Consider the following 21,003-nt stretch of genomic DNA (forward strand, 5'->3'; position numbering starts at 1 on the left):
AAGGACTTGGTAAACTACGAAGAAATATTCTTGAATAAAATAAAAGATATAAAAGATGAGGGGCGCTACCGTGAATTTACGCACTTTGCGTCATTGCCAGGTAGGCTCCCCCACATTATGGACTATGAAAGAAATAGGGAAGTAATCGTCTGGTGCAGTAATAACTATTTGGGAATGTCACAAAATGAGAGTGTAATTGCCGCTATCCAAAATTCATCTGTTGGTGCTGGAGGAACAAGAAATATATCTGGTACAACAAAAGAGGTTGTCGAACTTGAAAAATCCTTAGCTTGTTTGCATAAAAAAGAGGCTGCTTTAACTTTTGCTTGTGGCTACCTCGCTAACCAGACAACACTTAGCACTTTATCGTCTGTTATTCCGGGCGTAGTAATTTTTTCAGACGAGAAGAACCATTCTTCGATGATAGAAGGCATACAATCAGGAAAAAGGCCAAAACATATATTTAAACACAATGATGTTAATCATCTAGAGCAGCTACTTAAGTCTATAGACAAAAAGACACCAAAAATCATAGTACTTGAATCCGTATATTCAATGGATGGTGATGTAGCTCCGCTTAAAGAAATATGCGACCTGGCAGATCAACATAATGCAATTACCTATTTGGATGAGGTGCACGCAGTTGGTATGTATGGTTCACATGGTGGTGGAATTGCAGAAAGAGAAGGCCTGATGGATAGAATAACCGTTATTCAAGGTACACTATCGAAGGCTTTTGGAGTGATGGGTGGGTATATCGCGTCTTCAAAGAACTTGGTAGATGTAATAAGAAGTTCCGCTCCAGGATTTATTTTTACCACTGCTATGTCGCCTGTTTTAGCAGCGGCAGCAAAGGCAAGCGTTGAACACCTAAAATCAAGCAACATTGAAAGGGAAAAGCAAAAGCAAGTCGTTGAAAAAGTAAAAAACTCACTGAGAAATGCAGGAATTAACTTCATTTTAACAGAAACTCATATAATTCCAATAATAATTGGCGACCCAGAGTTATCCAAAAAAGCATCAAAATTATTATTTGATGAGTATGGAATATACGTTCAACATATAAATTACCCGACAGTTCCAAGAGGAACTGAGCGTTTCCGTATTACCCCTACACCTTATCATACCGATGAAATGATAGAACATTTGACAGAATCTCTTGTAAAAGTTCTCGAAAAGTTGTCTATCTCTGTAGCTTGTTTATCCTAATTTAATATCGCCAGCAATAATCAATCCGTTGTCTTCCGTTAGCCTTCCACCGCTTTCTTGTAGAAAAAGTCTACCGAGCAAGGTTTTATATTTGTTAACTCTAGAGTAAACTATTCCTCTGTGCCTTCCTGCCGCAAGGTATGCAAAGCCTAAAATTGTTGAACCGATGGAGCGTACACTACTATTGCCAGGCAGCAATTTATTTAACAAATTACCACTTACATCTATTAGACCCCCTTCACGGCTTTTCACCCGCATTTTTATATGACGAGATCTAAAGTCCTCAAGAAAAGCACCTTTCTTTTCTTCTGCCCAAAAAGTTTCTCTAAGAGCCGGAGCATCAATTACAGCCGCCACAACTTTATTTTTATGAATGAGACAGACTGATACTGCAAAATAAACCATACAACTGGAAAAGTTCTCCCTGCCCTCTATAGGCATAATAAACCAGGTATAAGTGTCATCTTTTACTTCTTGATCAGTATCATCTTCGGAAATAAACCCATAGTCTCGTTTGTAGTCGTGCAAGCAATCGTATATGGTTTGCTTGGATTTTGAATAAGTTTTATTGATAAAGTCTGCTGATTTAACATTAGAGATTTGTAATTCATTAAAATCGCGCATAAGCTGCCTGGAAGCACTACGCACAGAATCAAGCATCACATTAATTCGTGGTGATGAGATGGACATTCTTCTTTTTACTCTTTCACTCTTTCATAATAGCTGTCATCTGGAGTATATACTACAATTTTATCCTCTTCTTTTATAAACTGAGGCACGTTAACGCGCATTCCGTTTTCCAAAATTGCAGGCTTATAAGAAGCAGTAGCAGTTTGTCCTTTAATAACAGACTCTGTTTCTTTCACAGCAAGTGTAACATAATCAGGCACATGCGCAGAAATTATTTTGTCTTGATAAGCTACAACTTTAATTTTCATGTTATCCTGTAAATAAATTTTTTTTTCTCCCAATAAGTCCAAATTTATAGTGATTTGCTCGTAATTACTTGGATGCATAAGATTTACAATGTTTCCTTCAGTGAAAAGGTAAACATATTCCTCTTCATCTAAAATTGCCCTTCTGATTGTTGCATCAGAACGAAATCTTTCATAGTGTTTTGCTCCGGTTTTGATGTTTTTCATTTCGGCTTGTATGTATGCACCACCTTTACCAGGTTGAGTATGCATAATACCTACAACCAAAAATAATCCGCCGTTATGTTCCAACACCTGACCTGGTCTGATATCGTTAGCTCTTTCTGCCATAATTACATTTTCAATTTGATCTTATAATTATAAATAGCTTTATATAAATATCAAAGTCTTTATTAGTCAATAAATTCTGGTATATTTAATACTATATACCTCCCCTTTATATTTATATGTGGAAATATCTCTTTAGTGAAAGACAGCATAATACGTTTTTTTGTGCTGATAACTAAAATTTCTAATATATCCCCTGAGCCAAAATTATACACAGATTTTACATTGCCATATAATTCATTACTTTCCAGCCTTACTTCCATATCTACAAGGTCACTTTGATAAAATTCATCCTCATCATTTAGCTCTGGTAACTTGCTTCTTTCTATATATAGCTTCTTATTCCTCAAAAGCTCTGCTTCATTACGGGAATTTACTCCACTTATTGTAGCTATTACTAAATTATCACCTATGATGGATACTGAGTCTATTTTATAATTCTCATCACCACTTATTAGCTCACCATATAAGGAGATATTTTTGGGCTTTTCGGTGAAAGTTTTTAATTTAACAGCTCCTTTAATTCCGTGAGGAGAGGTAATAATTCCTAAGCATACCAGATTGTCGTTCATATTAATATCAAGCATCTAATCAGAAGATTTCTCAGATAAATATTGAGCCAGAATCTCAATTCCTTCATCAATCTCTTTTTCAGTGATAATTAGTGGAGGTAAAATTCTCACAACGTTATCTGATGTTACTCCAACAGTGAGTAAACCACGATGACTTAACTCTTCTGCAAATTTTTGATTGTCTGCTTTCACTTTTATTCCAAGCATTAACCCTTTCCCTCTCACTTCTTCTATTATTGGAAATTTACTTGCTAAGTCTTCTAATTTATTTTTTAAATACTTACCTCTAATTTCAACATTTTTCAAAAAGCCAGGACTGAGCAATTCTTCGAACACAGCATTACCTACTGAGGTTGCAAGCGGATTGCCACCAAAAGTGGAACCGTGCATACCAACTGCCATGTATTTAGCAGCATTTTCAGTCGCAAGACAAGCCCCTAGCGGAAACCCGCCGCCTATTCCCTTTGCAAGAGCACATATATCAGGTTCCACTCCTATATGTTCGTATGCAAATAATTTTCCTGTCCTACCAGCACCGCATTGCACGCAATCAAAAAATAACAATATGTCATTTTCATCACACAGCTTTCTTAGTTCTTTCATAAAGACTTCATTCATTACTTTGATACCACCTTGCCCTTGTATTGGTTCTATTAATATAACGCCTATATCACTTGAAATTGCTTTCTTTACACTCTCAATATTGGGCTCGATATTATCACACCAATCAATACAGGGACTCAGTAATTCAGAAAATTTCTGTTTATCGTTTGCAGCACAAGTTAGGAAGGTTCTTCCATGAAATGCACCATGGAATGTTAAAATTCTGTGACGGTTTTTATTGCCTTTTCCGTTTTGATAGACCCTAGCAATCTTAAGCCCACATTCTACTGCCTCTGATCCAGAATTTGAGAAAAATACAGTGTCAGCGAAACTATTGTTTATTAATTTTTCTGCAAAATTATTGGCAGCAGGTATATTATAGGTATTTGATATATGCCATAATTTTTCTCCTTGCAATTTAAGAGCACTAATTAATCGCGAATTAGTGTGACCTAAGCTACTAACGGCTATTCCGGAGTGAAAATCTACGTAGCGCTTACCGTCAATATCATACAAGTAAATATCTTTACCATAAGAAAAATTTATGTTAATAGGAGAATAAACTGGCAAAATAGGAGAAATTGTCATAAAATATTATATGCTAAATTTTATTATTAATAACATAAAAGCCGTTGTTTCGCAATGAGTAAGGATATGTATAAGATAGGTAAATTAATGTTTTCTGCACTGGGAAAAAACAAATACACAAAAGTTATCGCATTATTCTCATCAATTTTTATGATTTTATTCAGTGTGATATATTGTAATTATTTACTAAGGAGTAATTTCCTTTCTTCTTACCGTGATTCAAGTGTAAACTTAAAAAGTGTATTAGAAAATGGTATAATAAAAAAATACCATTATTTACTAATAGAAAAGCATCACATTAAATACAAAAATTTTGACTACATAAACCAACTAGTAAAACTGCGTGCTGAATTATTACAATCAGTGAGCAAAGTAAAGGATTTCAGCTTAATACTGTATGATCAAAACGGCAGAATAATATTCAGTAATTTTAACACTCAAGATTATGATTATGAACAGTTACTTACAAACGATGAAATTGATAAATTATTAAGTAACCAAGAAATACTTTATACTACAGGAAATACATTAACTTCTATTTTCCCTATATTCCATGAAAATAGCGCTAAGCCGTCGTTTTTTTTGAAGATTCTTCGAAGCTACAATAATTCTTATGTTATAGCATATGGCCTATTTTTAATATTTTTAGGCTTATTATTAATAATTTTAATATTAATAATGTTCTATTTGCACTTTTCTAATACCAAAATGCTGGCCAAGCAACATAAAACTAACATTGAATTACAGCAGATAAAAGAGGCATTAGAGCAAGAAAATGCAAACAAGCTAAAGTTTTTTGCAAGCGTTACACATGAATTACGCACACCTCTTAATGCTATTATTGGATTTGCAGAGTTGATCAAAAATGAAACTTTAGGTTCAATGGATAACTCTCAATACAAGGAGTATGCAGACGATATATATAATGCAGGGACACACTTACTTGCCTTAATTAATGATGTGCTCGATTTTTCTAAAGCTGAATCAAGTAGTTTAACAGTAGAAAAAGTGAAGTTTAACCTGAACAAAATAATAGATTCATGCGTAAATATGCTATTACCTAAATTAAAAGAAGCAGGGATTAATTTAAAAAAAGAGATGACTAATAAACAATTATTAGTCATTGCAGATTCCAAGAGAATGAAACAAGTTATAATAAATTTATTATCAAACTCAATCAAGTTTACTCCTAAAGATGGTTTAATAAGAATGGTGATAAAAGAAAATATAGAAAAAAACTTATTAACCATTGAGTTTCATGACAATGGAATAGGAATAATGCAGCAGGATATATATAAAGTTATGTCTGTTTTTGGCCAAGCAGATTCGGGATATAGAAACGAAGGTACGGGCATCGGATTACCGCTAAGCAAGAAATTAGTAGAGTTAATGGGTGGAACTTTTGACATTAAAAGTGAAGCGAAACTTGGTACTACGATAACATTGAACTTCTTTTATGAAGAACAAACATGTGAAGATTCGATTGATTTTTAATAGGATCTATTTGATATGGCCTTACATCAGACGAAAACCACACTTTATCAAAAGCGGCAAGCCGAGAAGGCAGTTATCAATAAGCCCCCTATCAAGAATCTTATCTGTGTTAGCTATATATAAAATTTGATACTCTGACTACAATATACTACTATAGATAGAAGCGTTATTAATGGAGCAAGGTATGGAGTTAGTAGTAGGAAATAATGCACCTGATTTTAGTTTACCAACAGATTCTGGTGAAAATTTATCACTGAGTGAATTTTTTGATAAAAAAAATGTAGCTCTTTATTTTTATCCTAAAGACGATACTCCGGGTTGTACGATGGAAGCAAAAGGCTTTAGAGATAAAATAGATGATTTTTCTTCCCTTGACACAGTGATAATTGGTGTATCAAAAGATAGTGTTAAGTGCCACACTAACTTCAAAGCAAAATACTCTCTGCCGTTTTCTTTAGTTTCTGATGAGAATGCTGAAATGTTGGGAAAATATGGTGTTTGGGTAGAGAAAAGTATGTTTGGCAAAAAGTATATGGGAATAGAACGCACTACTTTTTTAATAGATAAAAAAGGTAAAATAGTGAAGATCTGGAAAAATGTAAAAGTTAGTGGACATGTTGATGAGGTTCTGGAAGAAGTAAAGAGAATATAAACTAAAGAATAGGTTAATGGCTACCCATTGCTACATAAAAAAGCTGAAATTACATAATTTTCGTAGCCACTCAAACTTTGAACTGGATTCAGATGATAGCTCAGTTGTAATAACTGGCGAAAATGGTATTGGTAAAACTAATATACTTGAAGCAATCTCGTTGCTTGCTAAAAGCAATGGAATGAAAAAAGCAAAAGCCAGTGAGATACAAAATAGATTCAGTAATGAAGATTGGGTAGTGCACTATGATTTTTTTAATGGAACGGATTTTAATTCAATTGGTATCGCAAAGAGTTTTGATAAGAAACTAATACAAATTGATGGAAAAACGCAATCAAGTTATTCATCTCTGTATAAGATATCCAATGTAATATGGCTGATTCCACAAATGGACTATGTTCTTCTTAATTCTCCAAGTGACAGATTAAAATTTTTAGACCGTATAGTTTCACTGTTTGAAGAAAATTACACTTGCTGCTACATGAAATATAGAAAAGCTAAACATGAGCGAAGTAAACTATTGAGGGAGAACATTTTGAACAAAAACTGGTTCTCTAGTCTTGAAAACATAATGGCCGTTAATGCAGTTAGTATTTTACATATGCGATCGTCTGTTTTAAAAATATTACAAGATACAATTGATAACCATTCCAGTAAGCTTTTTCCGAAGGCAAGTTTGAAATTCAGCAGCCAGCTAACTTTGGACGATACTGCAGAATATTTTCAGAATCGTCTAAAGGAAAACAGAGAAAAAGATTCATTGACTGGTAGAGTAACCCTTGGTGTGCATAACGATAATTTCCGGGTTTTTTGTCAAAAAAGAAACGTACCAATAAATCTGTGCTCCACTGGAGAACAAAAGTTATTACTGCTTTCTATTATTTTATCCAGTGTAAAAGCAAGGTGTATTCATTACAATAAGGCACCACTTCTTCTACTTGATGATATAATGTCTCATCTGGATAAACATTACAGAAAGGCGTTAATGGAGGAAGTGTTAAGTATTCAATGTCAAACTTGGATAACTGATGTAAATCAAGATAATTTCAATAGCTATCTTTATTCTTTCAAGTTTTTTGAATTATCAAATGAATAGTACCTCTTTCAAAGCTCATACAGGCAACTCCCAATTGTAAATTCCGGCAATTAAACCTCAAACCAAAACATTTCTGTTTTTTTTACTTTAAATTAAATGCAAAAGTTACTTTACAAACTTCGCCAGTCCCCTTATCATGAAACTGAAGCTATTTATTTATCTTCGCAATCTCTGCAGTGGATTAATGATAAAAAACTTAATGTATTTGGCGTAAATCATGCTGAATTTTTGCACTATGTGCACTTCATGTCTTTATAAAACTTCTAGGTTTCTACCTATATAAGCTGAAACGCGCTTACAAAGCGTTTAAGATAGCAAAAAACGTCAAATTGACAAGGGAGAATTTGAATGCTAGCCACCCTAGGGTTTCTTTGCCTTTTTTTTCGCTCAGTAAATTTCTTAATGTTTATAATTTAGATTAGTTGCGGCTTAAAAGCAGCTGAATCGCGGTTATTAAGCGTTTAGAATAAAAAAACGCCATACTTGAAAGTATAATGTAAGTAATTAGCCAACCACGGGGCTTCTTTTGCCTTTTTTTTCATTTGGTAAATTTCTTAATATTCATAGCTAAACGACAACCGTTATTCCGCTGCTTGTTAGCTGATGAGATACCGCGAATGAATCGCGGTATGACGGTATGCGGCGGCATGACGATAAGCCTTGTCATTCCAGCGCGTGACGCTGGAATCTAAACTTTAACTGATATGATTACAGAAAGAGAATTTATTAGGTATTCATAGACACTGAAAGTGGTTAGCTTGACCACTTTCAAGTAAAGAAAACTACGTTTGTGCCTCCAATAATTTCTATTACTTATCCGCTACTGCACCGTCTTTACAAATCACACCTCCTGGTGTTATTTTTGAAACGACTACAGGAGCGCCAAAAAACACAGCAGTGAATGCACCGAGTGCAAAAAGCGCTGGCCACGGCATTCTACCGAATATTGCAAGCAACGCTGCACCAATGATCACTATTGTGATCATTGGTCCACCTATGCCATGAGTATAGCCTATTATCTTGCATATCACTGATGATGTTGTATCACTTGTATCAACAAAAGCATCTGCAGCATTTGCATCAAACGCAAAGGAGAAAATTAAAACCGCAAGTAGAAGAAAATTTTTCATTATACCCTCCAATCATTTCTGTCCTAAGTTAGATTATTCTGCAATTTGAGTAAATGGTAAGGGTTCTAGTAAATTTGTCATCCTATCAGTTTATAAAAATTCCCGGATCTCAGTGTTATTCACTTGGACAACATTTATACAATTGTGGAATAATGGTGCTCCTTTAAGAAGCACCGTTTAGCTAATGCTTTTCTAAATCTGCAGCGCCTATTTTTTACACGCTCCTGTACTTGTATCCCAGTTGGTACCATCAGGGCAAGCAGTTGCACCATTTTTACAAATCACACCGCCTGGTACTATTTTTGAAACAACTACAGGTGCACCAAAAAACACAGCAGTAAATGCACCGAGTGCAAAAAGCGCTGGCCACGGCATTCTGCCAAATATTGCAAGCAATGCTGCACCAATTATTACTATTGTGATCATCGGTCCACCTATGCCGTGAGTATAGCCTACTATTTTGCATATTGTGTTTGACGTTGCGTCATCAGTAACACTGCTAGCAAAAACATTATCAAATGCAAAGGAGATAACTAAAGCCACAAGTAAAAGAAAATTTTTCATTATGCCTCCAATAATTTCTATTACTTATCCGCTACTGCACCGTCTTTACAAATCACACCTCCTGGTGTTATTTTTGAAACGACTACAGGAGCGCCAAAAAACACAGCAGTGAACGCACCGAGTGCAAAAAGCGCTGGCCATGGCATTCTGCCGAATATCGCAAGCAAAGCTGCACCAATTATCACTATTGTGATCATCGGTCCGCCTATGCCGTGAGTATAGCCTATTATCTTGCATATCACCGATGATGTTGTATCATTTTTATCAACAAAAGTATTTGCAGCATTTGCATCAAATGCAAAGGAGAGAATTAAAGCCACAAGTAGAAGAAAATTTTTCATTACGCCTCCGATAATTTCTATTTAATGCTGGATTATCCTTCACTTTGATTAAATTTAAGTAAATGGTGAGGATTTTTTGCTTAAAAGTATCCTTTATTTCATTTAGAATACTTTTCTTGGTTCGTCTATATTACAGTGCTACAGAAATTTTACAGCATCGTTTATTGCCTTTATCGTGCTTTGATTGACACAATTCATAATGATGGAGTGGAGCATGCAGGGTATTTATCATTTTTAATTCTGTTATCAATATTTCCTTTTCTCATCGTTTTAATGGCTGTGGCGTCAACATTCGCAAATTTTTTAGACCAGTACAACATTGGCTGGGTATTTATCATTGATAACATGCCACAGGATATTTTATCATCTTTGATGCCGCGTATTAGGGAGATAATATCAGGCCCGCCGCAAAGCTTACTAACTTTAGCAATTGTAGGTGCTGTTTGGACCGCTTCATCGACAATTGAAGGGCTTAGAACAATACTCAATAAGGCCTATAAAGTTCCGGTTTCGCCGCCTTATATATTAAGAAGAGTACTAAGTATATTACAATTTTTAGTAATCACGCTTATTATAACTCTAACTATAGTGTTTTCTACACTAGTACCAATGCTAATTGATTTTTCCTATCAGGTGCTAAGTTATACTAGGTATTTACTTATTGAATTTGTACTTTTCACAGTAGTCTCTTGGCTATATTTTATGTTACCAAACATAAAACAAAATTTATCAGACGTATTTCCTGGATCTTGTGTAGCTGTTATTCTTTGGACGATTTCTGCTTCAGCTTTTAAGCAATACTTAAAAGCTTCCTTTGACCAACTGGATTTGATATATGGAAGTTTAGGTGGTGTGGTAGTGTCATTACTATTTTTTTATATGCTAAGTTTGATTTTTATATATGGAGCAAAATTCAATTTTCAGCTAAAATATTTCAATGGATCTCGCTAAGGAGAAAGAAATGGGTAAGTTAGAAGGTAAAGTAGCTTTAATCACCGGAGCTTCAGGTGGAATAGGCTCTGCTGTTGCAAAAAGGTTTATAAGAGAAGGTGCATGTGTGATTCTGATTTCAAGATCTCTTGATAATCTCAAGCCACTATATAATGAAATTGAAGAGCTTGAAGAATTTAAAGAAGGCTCTGTGAAACTAATTCAGCTTGATCTTTTAGACTTTGAGAATGTAAAGATACTGACAAACATGATAGAAAGCCTGAAATTATCAGAATCTGGAGCACTTGATATATTAGTTGTGTGTGCTGGAATTTTAGGCAAACTGAACCCCATTCATGACTGTGAGATTGAAGAGCTACAGAACGTAATGAATACAAATTTTACTGCCAATTGGTACTTACTAAAAAACTTAGATCCAATGCTAAAAAAGTCTAATGCTGGAAGAGCGATATTCATGACCTCAGAAGTGACACTTTCTCCTTCCTCTTATCCATATTGGATGCCGTATGCTGCAAGTAAAGTTGCACTAGAAATAATGGTGCAGATATATGCATCTGAGACAAAACATACAAAATTATGTGTAAATGCTGTATACAAGGAAGGACCTGTGGGTAGTGAGCAGGCATTTCCTGGATCTGAATTGGTGTCACCTGATAAACTAACAGATAAATTTGTGGAATTAGCTTCTGAAGACTGCGGCATATCAGGAAAAATCTTACCGCTTAGCAAATCTCCCGAATAAATTACCATAGTATCTGCAAAGATACCGTTAAGCCCACAACTGTATGAACATTGTGATTTGAGAGTAATCTCCACTAGGAAGGATGTCATCCCAGTGCCTCTATGGTGTCATTCCAGTGCTTGACACTGGAATCTAGTCTTTATTATGCAGCCACTTATTTAAAGTTAAGTTTTCTGGATCCCAGACTGGGATGACACCTCTGGGCACTGCCGTCATAAAGGAACCAGTGTCAGCTACTTGAATGACATCATTTGCTGTGCAATTTACCTTCAAAAATGAATGTTTGTACAGCTGTGTGTCAAGCACTGGAATCTGCCACGCAAATTGCAATGTTCGTACAGTTATGCGTCAAGCCTAAAAGTAATTAGCTAATAGGTTTAATAAAAATTCACATATACAGGAAAGATTGGTAACATTACTTGAATAGAGACCGTTATTGTAATTATGCCGAAACGCACAGATATAGAATCTATATTAGTAATAGGAGCAGGCCCAATAGTTATAGGTCAGGCATGCGAGTTTGATTATTCCGGAACGCAAAGCTGTAAAGTATTAAAAAGCGAAGGTTATAAAGTCATTTTGGTTAACTCCAACCCCGCAACTATAATGACAGATCCTGAGTTTTCTGATGCGACGTATATTGAGCCGGTACTGCCTGAAATCATAGAGAAAATTATAATTAAGGAGAGGCCAGACGCAATATTGCCAACAATGGGCGGGCAAACAGCGCTCAATTGTGCAATAAAACTTGCAGATGATGGAGTGTTAGACAAATACAACGTAGAATTAATAGGGGTAAATAGAGAAGCAATAAAAAAAGCAGAGGATAGAGAGTTATTCCGCCAATCCATGGATAAAATAGGACTGAAATACCCCAAAAGTATCATTATAAAAAATCAAGAACAAATAAAAAAGGCTTTGGATTACGTTGGATTACCAGCAATCATTCGTTCATCATTCACTCTTGGTGGTGCAGGTAGTGGCATAGCATATAATAAAGAGGAGTTTTTCAATATCGCAGAAAGTGCTCTCAAAATTTCGCCAATAAATGAAGTTCAGATAGATGAATCAATTATCGGCTGGAAAGAGTATGAAATGGAAGTTATCCGCGATTGTAAAGATAACTGCATAATAGTCTGTTCGATAGAAAATGTTGATCCGATGGGAGTGCACACCGGAGATAGTATTACGGTTGCTCCTGCTTTGACTCTGCGTGATGCTGAATATCAACAAATGAGAAATGCATCTATAGCAGTGCTGAAAGAAATTGATGTTAGTGCCGGCGGTGCAAATGTTCAGTTTGCAGTAAATCCTAAAGAAGATGGAAGCCTCGTTGTAATTGAAATGAATCCAAGGGTTTCTCGCTCTTCTGCACTTGCTTCGAAAGCAACAGGCTATCCTATTGCAAAAGTTGTAACCAAACTTGCTATCGGCTATTCGCTCGATGAAATACGTAACGACTGCGCTCCAATAATACCAGCAGCATTCGAACCAGTGATTGATTATATCGTCACTAAAATTCCTCGATTTGAGTTTGAGAAATTTAAGGGGAAGAATTGTGAATTATCAACCTCCATGAAATCAGTGGGAGAAGTGATGTCTATAGGCCGCACTTTTAATGAGTCACTACAGAAAGCTTTCCGTTCACTTGAAACTGATTTTACAGGACTTGATGAAGTATTTCCTGAGAACATTGATATTGATCACATAAAATCTCAATTAGCAAAATTGCTACCAAACAGATTACTGATTGCTGCTGACGCAATGCGCCACGGAATTAGCATAGAAGAAATAAATTCGATTACAGGATATGACTTATGGTTTCTGCAAAATATACAGCAAATCATCTTGGCTGAACAAAAAATCAAGGAAAACGGCCTTCCTGAGACTGCATATGAAATGTTAGAGATGAAAAAAATGGGATTTTCAGATGCAAGATTAGCAAAGTTAAGTAATAGACCTACCTCTGTCATTCCAGTACCCTCTAATGTCATCCCAGTGCGTGACACTGGGATCCAGCCAGCGTTACACGCTGGAGATCGAGTAAAACAAATCGAAGAAATAAGAAAAAAATTTGGCATTAAACAAGTTTATAAACGCGTAGACACCTGTGCAGCTGAATTTGAATCGAGCACTGCTTATATGTATGGCTGCTATGAGGGTGATGTTGAAAATAAAACGGAATGTGAGGCGAATATTTCTGACCGAGAAAAGGTTGTCATTTTAGGAAGTGGTCCAAATCGCATTGGTCAAGGTATTGAGTTTGATTATGCATGCGTACATGCAGCTTCTGCCGCCAAAGAAATGGGGTATGAAACAATAATGATCAACTGTAATCCCGAAACTGTCTCAACTGACTACGATACCGCTGATCGTTTATATTTTGCACCACTCATTGCAGAGGATGTGCTTGAAATACTAAGTAAAGAGCAAGAAAATGGCACACTGGTTGGTGTAATAGTTCAAATAGGCGGTCAAACACCTTTAAAGTTAGCCAAAGTGCTTAACGAGAGAGGTTTCAAAATTCTGGGAACTTCGTTTGATTCTATTGACCTTGCAGAAGATCGCATGAGATTTAAAAATCTTGCTTTGCAACTTAATTTAAAACAACCTGAAAATTCTATCTGCCATTCAGTAGAAGAAGCGTTAACCAACGCAGAAAAGGTGGGGTTTCCACTAGTAGTCAGGCCATCATATGTCCTCGGCGGTCAGTCTATGTCGATTAGACACGATACTCAGAGCTTCAAAGAGTATGTCTTGAATCAAACCAAAATTTTTGAACACGGATCGCTGCTTCTTGATAAATTTTTAGTCAATGCAGTTGAGGTTGACGTTGATGCTGTATGTGATGGGGAAAAAGTTTTCATTGCAGCGGTCATGGAGCACATTGAAGAAGCTGGTATCCACTCTGGCGATTCAACATGCTCAATACCGACAAATACATTGAGTGACGAAGTAATAAAAGAGATTAAGCTACAAACTGAAAGAATAGCATTAGCATTAAAAGTGAAAGGTCTGATAAACATTCAGTTTGCTGTTCAAGAGAATAGACCTCTTGCAGAACCTGTTTGTGATGAGAAATCTTTAGGAAAAGTGCAGATGAGCACCACAGAATACTCGAATGTATTTGAGGAGCGCAGACAAGCTTTGACGACAAAATTGCCTTCAGAAATCGAGTTATGCAAGAGGTCTAGTGATGTATACATACTTGAAGTGAATTTAAGGGCTAGTCGCACAGTTCCTTTTATTTCCAAGGTAATCAATATTCCTATTGCAAAGCTTGCCACTCAGGTTATTTTGGGTAAAAAATTGAATCAGGAAAACAAGCCTTTCAATCATTTTGCAGTTAAAGCTGCTGTTTTTCCATTTACCCGCTTTGCAGGAGTGGATACTTTACTTGGTCCTGAAATGAAATCAACAGGAGAAGTGATGGGAATCGACTCATCTTTCGAAGCTGCACTTGCAAAAGTGCACATGGCTGCAGGATACAAGTTACCAACAGAAGGAGCAGCTCTGGTTTCAGTAAAAGATGATGATAAAGAGTATATATTGCCTGTTGTACGAATGTTGAAAGAACTGAGTTTTGAAATATATGCCACCAAAGGCACAGCTTCGTATCTGAACAATAACGGCATTGCTGCACAAGCTGTAAATAAAGTAAGAGAAGGCAGACCCCACATAGTTGATATGCTCAAAGATGGAAAAATAAATCTAGTGATCAATACCTCAAAAGGTGTGAAATCAGTTTCAGATAGCAAAGATATCAGGAGAACTGCTATTTTGCAAAATATAGCTTACAGTACCACAGCTTCTGGGAGTAAAGCGTTAGTGCTTGCAATTCAATATGTAAAGAATAGCAAATTGGAAGTGAAATCATTACAGCAGATACAAAACGGTTAAATATCAAAACTAGAATAATTCACTCTCAAAATGCTAAAGAGAACATAATAAAAAGATGGAAATTTTGAAGGAAATAGTATACCTAAAGAATCAACTAGCGTAATTGAACAGCCAAATGCTACAACGAATACTCCACAATCTTACCTAGAGGACACTTCCCTTATATGTTAAGAACAAGTCTTTATAAATATCAAAGTAGTGATATTAAAGACACACAGAGAAGAGGAACCGTCACGCCCCTTGATTATAAGAATCGTTGTTCAGCAAGGTTCTCTTCTCTGGTTTATTATACTGAAAGTTCCGAACAACTGATTGAGCTTTTAGGCTCGTATATAAGGCTGGAAAATGCAGTATATGTTATTATTACGGAGGAATTATGAATTCATCAAACATTATTGCTGGCATTGATGTTAGCAAAAGTAAATTAGATCTCCACATTCACCCACTTGAGCATTATAAAATATTTGAAAACAATGTACAATCCATTGATGAAATGCTGGACTTTTTACGTTTGCATAATGTAACCAAAATTGGTCTTGAGGCAACTGGTGGATACGAAAAATTATGTGCCTATACTTTACTAAGCAATGGTTTTGAAGTGTACGTCATTCAACCAAGGTGGGAGAGACTATGCTAAAAGCCTTGGTATTACTACAAAAACTGATAAAATAGACTGCAGTATCATCTCACGTTATATTAATAATACAGATATGCGTGTTACTCCTTTAACAGTTAGTAATGGTAATATTGATTGCTTGAAACAAAAATTATCTCGTAGAAACCAACTTGTAGAAATAGCAAAAATACAAAAAACCCAAATCCAACAGGTAACTGATACATCTATAATCAAACAAATAGAGGAACTTCTTGCAATTTTACGTAATCAAATTAAAACTTTAGAAGATGAAATGATTACATTTATCGATCAAAACCAAGAGCTTAAAAGAAAATATATATCAATAACTATATAGTAGCGGGATGACGGTTTTTCAAATTGTCGGTAAATCTAAGTCAGTTTAGCTATAGGCAGCAATTTTCTGTATTTATTTTAAATTGAAGAAAGCTCAAATGAAAGATCGTGTTTTGCTAAAAATCACAGAATGCAGTCTGGTTACTATTTAAAAGGATATGTTCAAAAAAACTGTGTCAAATCAACTCATACACTTCATTACCAACTTCATGATGAAGTTCCGCAGTTGGATGGAAATAATCAAAAAAGAAATAATCCTTTAGTGTTTCTTTGCTACACCCAGGGTTATAGTGAACGTCAAGTTCCCCTTTAAATATCAACTTTAAGAGTATTTTTATATTTTCTTTAAATCTCCCAACTTGGTCTGCAATGTTCGATGTGCATGCATCTTGACAATTTAAACCTTTGCTCTTGTATTCGCTAAACATACTTCTCATTTTAGAGTTAAGATCAAATGCTTTTATTTCAAGATTTGTACTTTTCTTCATATAATCTAAGCCTTTAGCCAGTTTTGCATTGAAACTCTCCGTGAGCTTTGTAGCTAGTTCCCTTGCTTCTTCATCTCTATTAAAAGCTGGTATTGAGCCAACTTCAGGTGCATTTGCAACAACTACATGCTTAACACCATGTTCATTTAGAACCTTAAGTGCATTACATATTTCACTCACTGCTTGTTCCAACACTTCTTCCGCTTTAGTATCGTCATAAGCAGTGGCAACCATAACATCATTTCCGCCGATTATGATGCAAAATAAATCTTCTTTACCTATATCTGGATGATGTTTAATTACCGCATCTAGCTGGTTAGCTAAACGAAATTTATTGAAGAAATAAGAAAAAATAGGGTCAAAAATTTCAGATGCTGTTGCATATGAAACTGCGTAATTCTGACCTTGCTGTTCGTGGCATCTCCCAAAAAATGAATAACTCCACCCAGGTTTAAATTCATCTAAATCTAAATATTTTGCTATATATTCAACAGCAGTAGGGCCATTGCTAAAAGATCTTCCTTGATAAAAAGGATCATCAAATTTTACGCTTTTTGCAAAGGATAAATTATTTAAAATTCCAATGATTGCGCCATTATCGGATAAGCTATCACCCAGAACATAAAAATTTCTATACTTTGAATTAGAATTGTCATTTTTGTTTGTCATAATATTTACCGTAGATTAGCATGTTGTTTCATTAGATTCATAGAAAAAGAAAAATAGCGGTGAAATTATACAACTTTGGCCTAACTTGCTCTCCACTTTTTCCGGGCAAAATCAGCTTCTTCTTAACTTGACACGTATACTTAAAAGAACCCTCTAAGTTTTCTAGCACGGCTTGGATGTTTCAACTTGCGCAGTGCTTTTGCCTCTATTTGCCTAATTCTCTCACGTGTTACATTAAAAATTTTTCCTACTTCTTCTAAGGTATGTTCCTTCCCATCTTTACCAAGGCCAAAACGCATTCTTAAAATTCTTTCTTCCTTTGGTGTTAAAGTTGCAAGAACATTGGTTGTAATGCCACGCAAGTCAGCAAGTATTGCAGCATCCTCTGGCCTGGAGACTCGCTTGTCTTCTATACAATCACCAAAGGTACTACTATCATCTTTTCCTGTTGGAGCTTCAAGACTTACTGGATCCCTTGCTATTTTCATAACTTTGCGTATTCTTTCCAGTGGCATTGTCAGTTCTACACTCAATTCCTCTAACGTCGGCTCTCTTCCCATCTCATGAGTCATCTTTCTTAATGCTCTGTTGATTTTACTGATAATTTCCACCATATGAACTGGTATTCTAACTACTTTAGACTGCTCAGGTATTGCTCTAGTGATTGATTGTCTTACCCACCAAGTGCCATAAGTTGAAAATTTATATCCACGTTTGTAATCAAACTTATCCACGGCCTTCATAAGACCAATATTGCCTTCTTGTATCAAATCAAGCAGATCAAGGCCTCTTTTTGAATACTTCTTAGCAATGGAAACTACTAGCCTTAAGTTAGCCTTAATCATTTCTTGCTTTGCTTCAGAGACTTCTCGTTCGTGTTTTTGTATTCTCTTGATTAGCTCCTTAAATTCTTGTACGTTATCTTCCTGTATATGCTGCTTAATACCGTTCAAGGTACTAGCTATATGTTCAGAGTTATCGTCTATAAACCTTAAAAATTTGTTTTTTAATTCACCTGTAAAAGAGGACTGATTTTCATTGATCTTTAAAAGACTTATCTTTTTCAATTCGTGCTTTAAAAGCACGTCATCATAAACTTTATAGAAACTTTCTCTATCGATATCGTATTTTCTAGCCTCAGCAATAAGATTAGCCTCTTCAAGCGTAATGGATCTATTTATCTTATAAAGTTCTTGTGTAATTCTGGCAACAGCAGCATCACTTAACTTAATTTGTAATGCTATAGACCATATTTGATTATACAAATTTTCTAGCTCATTAGAGGAATTTTTAGAATTTTTTCTTAATATCAACGCTTCATTTGTTAAAGTAATTATCTCATCCAATGCAACTATGACCTTTGGCAATAAGTCACTTTCCATTTCAAGAATAGAAACATTTAAATTGACTGAACTTATATCTTCATTATTACCGTCTTTCTCATCATCACTTTTTTTACTATCTTTCTCATCATCACTACAGTACTCAGCATCTTCAGAAACATCCTCAGAATCCTCAACATCTTCAGCACTTTCTTCACTCTCTTCACTTTCTTCTTTGGGTACCACATTAAAATCAGAGTTATAAATTGCATCCAGATCTATAATTTCTCTCAGTAAGAGAGCTCCATTACTTAAATCATCACGCCATACTTTTATCACCTTTAATGTTACTGATGTTTCAATTATTGCACGTAACATGTTATGCTTTTCAGATTCAATTTTTTTTGCTATCTCGATTTCATCTGCCCTTGATAAAAGCTTTACGGAGCTCATGTCTTGTAAATAAATCCTCACTGGATCATCATTTTGTACTAAAGTTGCAGTAACATTTGGCGATGTGTCATCATCATCAAGTTTACTATCATCACTGTTGGAAGGAATATCTTCTTTATCTTCGCTACTTTCAAGCACATTAATTCCGGAATCCTGCAATAAAGATATAGCATCATCTATAAAGTCAGACGAAAAATTTTCATCTGATAATTTATCATTTATATCATCAAAGGTGATAAAACCACCCTTTTTTATACTCTTAGTTGCCAGATCTTTGATAATTTTTTTCTTATCTTCTGCATCATTAATAGTTGACATCATTACCTTTATAGTTTATAATTTTATTTCTTATTAACAAACAAACTTACAACGAGCAAGTCTATAATTTTACTTTTAACTTGTGGCTATTTGTTACTTCATATAGTTTAAGATACTGTTAATTTATGTACACTTGTCTTAATCGATTGTTCCATACTTTTCTTCCATTTTTACTGCTATGGATAATCCAACTGAAAATGTTGCAATTCCAACCACTATAGCAGTAAGCATTAAAACATGGGGTATAGGATTGCTATATGAATAAAAATTTGAAACCAATATAGGAGGCAAGGAACTTTTTATATATCCTAGAGATATGTAAAATAACAAAACAGATGCTTGGAAGACGCTTACCCCTATCATTTTCTTGATTAAATTTTTATCGTTTATAATAATATATAAACCTAGCACCATTAATACAATAATAATCGTATAATTATATAAAGTCATTGTTTTTTCCTACGAGCAAAATTTATATATATAATTAACATAGAGGAGCAGACAGTAAATGCTACACCTAATTCCACCAAAAAAATACCTAATTTTTGACCGGTTCTATTATTGGTTAACAAGATATCATAAGATAAAAAATTTTGGCCAAGTAAAGTTGTTGCAACGCCCGTTCCTCCATAAATTAAAATACCTAACACGTTAGTCAATCTAATCACAGAATAAGGTATTGCTTTTAGAGTTGTAGATACACCGAATAGCATTGAATATAATATTATCCCGGAGGCAATAATTATTCCTGCTTGAAAACCTCCACCCGGAGTGTAATCACCGTGAAATTGTATGTATAAACCAAATAAAATGATAAAAGGTATCATCAAAAATGTTACTGCATTTAATATCGGATCTTTAATCATTTTCTTTTTCTTCTTTTAATATCAACGTTATACAAAGCGCAGCAGTAAAAACTACTATAGTTTCTCCAAACGTGTCATAACCACGAAAGCTTGCCAAAATAGCTGTCACTATATTAGGAATACCGGTAGCTTTTTCGGTATTTTCCACATAATAAGGAGCAACATGCAAGTGGATCGGAGCATTGTGGCTGCCAAAATCTGGCAATTGAATCATAAAATATGACAAACATACAGCCAGAAATAACATAAAAAAAAGCGTTATAGGGTTATGAGATAGATTTACTTTATGATTCTTTATCAAGGAGAGTGCTGCAAACGTAAAAACTGTACTGAGCCCCGCACCAACAGAAGCTTCAGTAATTGCAACATCAGGTGCATTCATAATTAAGTATATAAGCGCAATCAGTGAACTAAATACACACATTAGAACAGCACTTACGACTAAATGTCGCGAGAAAACTATAAAAACCGTAACTGTTAGTAACAACAAAAGTAACACTACATTTAATATTTCTAACACCTTAGCCTTCTTTAACAGTTTTTTTCTTAACTTTATAATGAGTGCGCGCTAAAATATAGCTATTAGTTGAGTTAGCTACCCATATTATAAAAATTAATAATACTATTTTAACAGTATTGATTGAAAATCCATTCTGCAAAGCAAAACCAATTAACAATAACGTTGCACCGCTAGAATCTGTAATACCTGCTGCATGTAACCTAGTATAGAAATCAGGAAATCTGATCACCCCTATATTTGAAATAATTATCAAACAAATACCTAAAAATATGAAAATGGATCCTATCATAAAT

General features: G+C 34.9%; 22 protein-coding genes and 1 pseudogene. 9 read left to right on the top strand and 14 right to left on the bottom strand.

The annotated features are described in order from the left end of the window. The first annotated feature begins 6 nt into the window (after positions 1-6). On the top strand, positions 7-1,209 hold the full coding sequence (gene hemA, locus WHA_RS05745; RefSeq protein ID WP_015589484.1) for a 5-aminolevulinate synthase: 1,203 nt from the start codon (positions 7-9) through the stop codon (positions 1,207-1,209). Here the strand turns inward: hemA and WHA_RS05750 are convergent. The 4 genes from WHA_RS05750 to WHA_RS05765 form a co-directional block, all read right to left on the bottom strand. Next, entirely contained in the window at positions 1,201-1,899 is a 699-nt protein-coding gene (locus tag WHA_RS05750) for an inositol monophosphatase family protein (protein WP_015589485.1), read from the bottom strand. The two genes, hemA and WHA_RS05750, sit on opposite strands and share 9 nt — an antisense overlap. 8 nt (positions 1,900-1,907) lie before the next feature. After that, a complete protein-coding gene (gene efp / locus WHA_RS05755; protein WP_012673415.1) occupies positions 1,908-2,474 on the bottom strand; it encodes an elongation factor P in 567 nt (188 codons plus the stop codon). Positions 2,475-2,536: 62 nt separating this feature from the next. Next, positions 2,537-3,043 carry a ribosome maturation factor RimM gene (rimM, locus tag WHA_RS05760; protein WP_015589486.1) on the bottom strand — a complete coding sequence of 169 codons (507 nt, stop codon included), beginning with the start codon at positions 3,041-3,043 and terminating at the stop codon, positions 2,537-2,539. Positions 3,044-3,058: 15 nt separating this feature from the next. Continuing rightward, positions 3,059-4,234, bottom strand: coding sequence for an aspartate aminotransferase family protein (locus tag WHA_RS05765; RefSeq protein ID WP_015589487.1), 1,176 nt, complete (start codon positions 4,232-4,234; stop codon positions 3,059-3,061). A gap of 66 nt (positions 4,235-4,300) precedes the next feature. On the opposite strand from WHA_RS05765, the gene WHA_RS05770 reads away from it, so the two are divergent. The 3 genes from WHA_RS05770 (at position 4,301) to recF (ending at position 7,476) form a co-directional block, all read left to right on the top strand. Continuing rightward, positions 4,301-5,728 carry a sensor histidine kinase gene (locus tag WHA_RS05770; RefSeq protein ID WP_015589488.1) on the top strand — a complete coding sequence of 476 codons (1,428 nt, stop codon included), beginning with the start codon at positions 4,301-4,303 and terminating at the stop codon, positions 5,726-5,728. Positions 5,729-5,912: 184 nt separating this feature from the next. After that, the gene (bcp, locus tag WHA_RS05775; RefSeq protein WP_015589489.1) at positions 5,913-6,380 is read left to right on the top strand and encodes a thioredoxin-dependent thiol peroxidase; all 468 of its coding nucleotides are present in this window, start codon (positions 5,913-5,915) and stop codon (positions 6,378-6,380) included. 16 nt (positions 6,381-6,396) lie between these two features. Then, positions 6,397-7,476 carry a DNA replication/repair protein RecF gene (gene recF / locus WHA_RS05780; RefSeq protein ID WP_015589490.1) on the top strand — a complete coding sequence of 360 codons (1,080 nt, stop codon included), beginning with the start codon at positions 6,397-6,399 and terminating at the stop codon, positions 7,474-7,476. An 809-nt stretch (positions 7,477-8,285) separates the two neighbouring features. On the opposite strand, the gene WHA_RS05785 is transcribed toward recF, so the two are convergent. The 3 genes from WHA_RS05785 to WHA_RS05795 form a co-directional block, all read right to left on the bottom strand. Beyond that, positions 8,286-8,606: a TrbC/VirB2 family protein gene (locus tag WHA_RS05785; RefSeq protein ID WP_012673416.1), complete on the bottom strand. Its 321-nt coding sequence runs from the start codon at positions 8,604-8,606 to the stop codon at positions 8,286-8,288. Positions 8,607-8,813: 207 nt separating this feature from the next. After that, positions 8,814-9,170 carry a TrbC/VirB2 family protein gene (locus WHA_RS05790; RefSeq protein ID WP_015589491.1) on the bottom strand — a complete coding sequence of 119 codons (357 nt, stop codon included), beginning with the start codon at positions 9,168-9,170 and terminating at the stop codon, positions 8,814-8,816. A gap of 20 nt (positions 9,171-9,190) precedes the next feature. Further along, positions 9,191-9,511, bottom strand: a complete 321-nt coding sequence (locus WHA_RS05795) for a TrbC/VirB2 family protein (protein ID WP_015589492.1) — start codon at positions 9,509-9,511, stop codon at positions 9,191-9,193. A gap of 135 nt (positions 9,512-9,646) precedes the next feature. On the opposite strand from WHA_RS05795, the gene WHA_RS05800 reads away from it, so the two are divergent. Both WHA_RS05800 and WHA_RS05805 read left to right on the top strand, forming a co-directional pair. After that, complete coding sequence (locus WHA_RS05800) at positions 9,647-10,462, top strand: YihY/virulence factor BrkB family protein (protein ID WP_015589493.1); 816 nt, start codon at positions 9,647-9,649, stop codon at positions 10,460-10,462. Further along, positions 10,449-11,204: an SDR family oxidoreductase gene (locus tag WHA_RS05805; RefSeq protein ID WP_041573551.1), complete on the top strand. Its 756-nt coding sequence runs from the start codon at positions 10,449-10,451 to the stop codon at positions 11,202-11,204. Before WHA_RS05800 ends, WHA_RS05805 begins: the two co-directional genes overlap by 14 nt. A gap of 132 nt (positions 11,205-11,336) precedes the next feature. Here WHA_RS05805 and WHA_RS06955 read toward each other — a convergent pair whose 3' ends face one another. After that, positions 11,337-11,510, bottom strand: a complete 174-nt coding sequence (locus WHA_RS06955; RefSeq protein ID WP_167471214.1) for a hypothetical protein — start codon at positions 11,508-11,510, stop codon at positions 11,337-11,339. Between the two features lie 138 nt (positions 11,511-11,648). Between WHA_RS06955 and carB the strand changes: the two genes are divergently transcribed. The 3 genes and pseudogenes from carB to WHA_RS07585 form a co-directional block, all read left to right on the top strand. After that, a complete protein-coding gene (gene carB, locus WHA_RS05815) occupies positions 11,649-15,104 on the top strand; it encodes a carbamoyl-phosphate synthase large subunit (RefSeq protein WP_015589495.1) in 3,456 nt (1,151 codons plus the stop codon). Between the two features lie 164 nt (positions 15,105-15,268). Beyond that, complete coding sequence (locus tag WHA_RS06670; protein ID WP_006279709.1) at positions 15,269-15,484, top strand: hypothetical protein; 216 nt, start codon at positions 15,269-15,271, stop codon at positions 15,482-15,484. Next, positions 15,481-16,069: pseudogene (locus WHA_RS07585) on the top strand (IS110 family transposase); the annotation flags it as partial. The gene WHA_RS06670 and the pseudogene WHA_RS07585, both read left to right, overlap by 4 nt. 181 nt (positions 16,070-16,250) lie before the next feature. Here the strand turns inward: WHA_RS07585 and WHA_RS05825 are convergent. From WHA_RS05825 to mnhG, 6 genes are all read right to left on the bottom strand, one after another. After that, entirely contained in the window at positions 16,251-17,231 is a 981-nt protein-coding gene (locus WHA_RS05825) for an SGNH/GDSL hydrolase family protein (protein WP_010082050.1), read from the bottom strand. 140 nt (positions 17,232-17,371) lie between these two features. Then, positions 17,372-19,324, bottom strand: a complete 1,953-nt coding sequence (gene rpoD, locus WHA_RS05830; RefSeq protein WP_015589496.1) for an RNA polymerase sigma factor RpoD — start codon at positions 19,322-19,324, stop codon at positions 17,372-17,374. A gap of 138 nt (positions 19,325-19,462) precedes the next feature. Beyond that, positions 19,463-19,774: a cation:proton antiporter subunit C gene (locus tag WHA_RS05835; protein WP_006279706.1), complete on the bottom strand. Its 312-nt coding sequence runs from the start codon at positions 19,772-19,774 to the stop codon at positions 19,463-19,465. Continuing rightward, positions 19,771-20,190 carry a Na(+)/H(+) antiporter subunit B gene (locus tag WHA_RS05840; protein WP_006279705.1) on the bottom strand — a complete coding sequence of 140 codons (420 nt, stop codon included), beginning with the start codon at positions 20,188-20,190 and terminating at the stop codon, positions 19,771-19,773. Before WHA_RS05840 ends, WHA_RS05835 begins: the two co-directional genes overlap by 4 nt. Next, positions 20,183-20,710: a DUF4040 domain-containing protein gene (locus tag WHA_RS05845; protein WP_015589497.1), complete on the bottom strand. Its 528-nt coding sequence runs from the start codon at positions 20,708-20,710 to the stop codon at positions 20,183-20,185. Before WHA_RS05845 ends, WHA_RS05840 begins: the two co-directional genes overlap by 8 nt. 1 nt (position 20,711) lies before the next feature. Continuing rightward, on the bottom strand, positions 20,712-20,999 hold the full coding sequence (mnhG, locus tag WHA_RS05850; RefSeq protein ID WP_006279703.1) for a monovalent cation/H(+) antiporter subunit G: 288 nt from the start codon (positions 20,997-20,999) through the stop codon (positions 20,712-20,714). Positions 21,000-21,003: the final 4 nt, after the last annotated feature.

The sequence above is a fragment of the Wolbachia endosymbiont of Drosophila simulans wHa genome (assembly GCF_000376605.1).
GTDB lineage: Bacteria > Pseudomonadota > Alphaproteobacteria > Rickettsiales > Anaplasmataceae > Wolbachia > Wolbachia pipientis.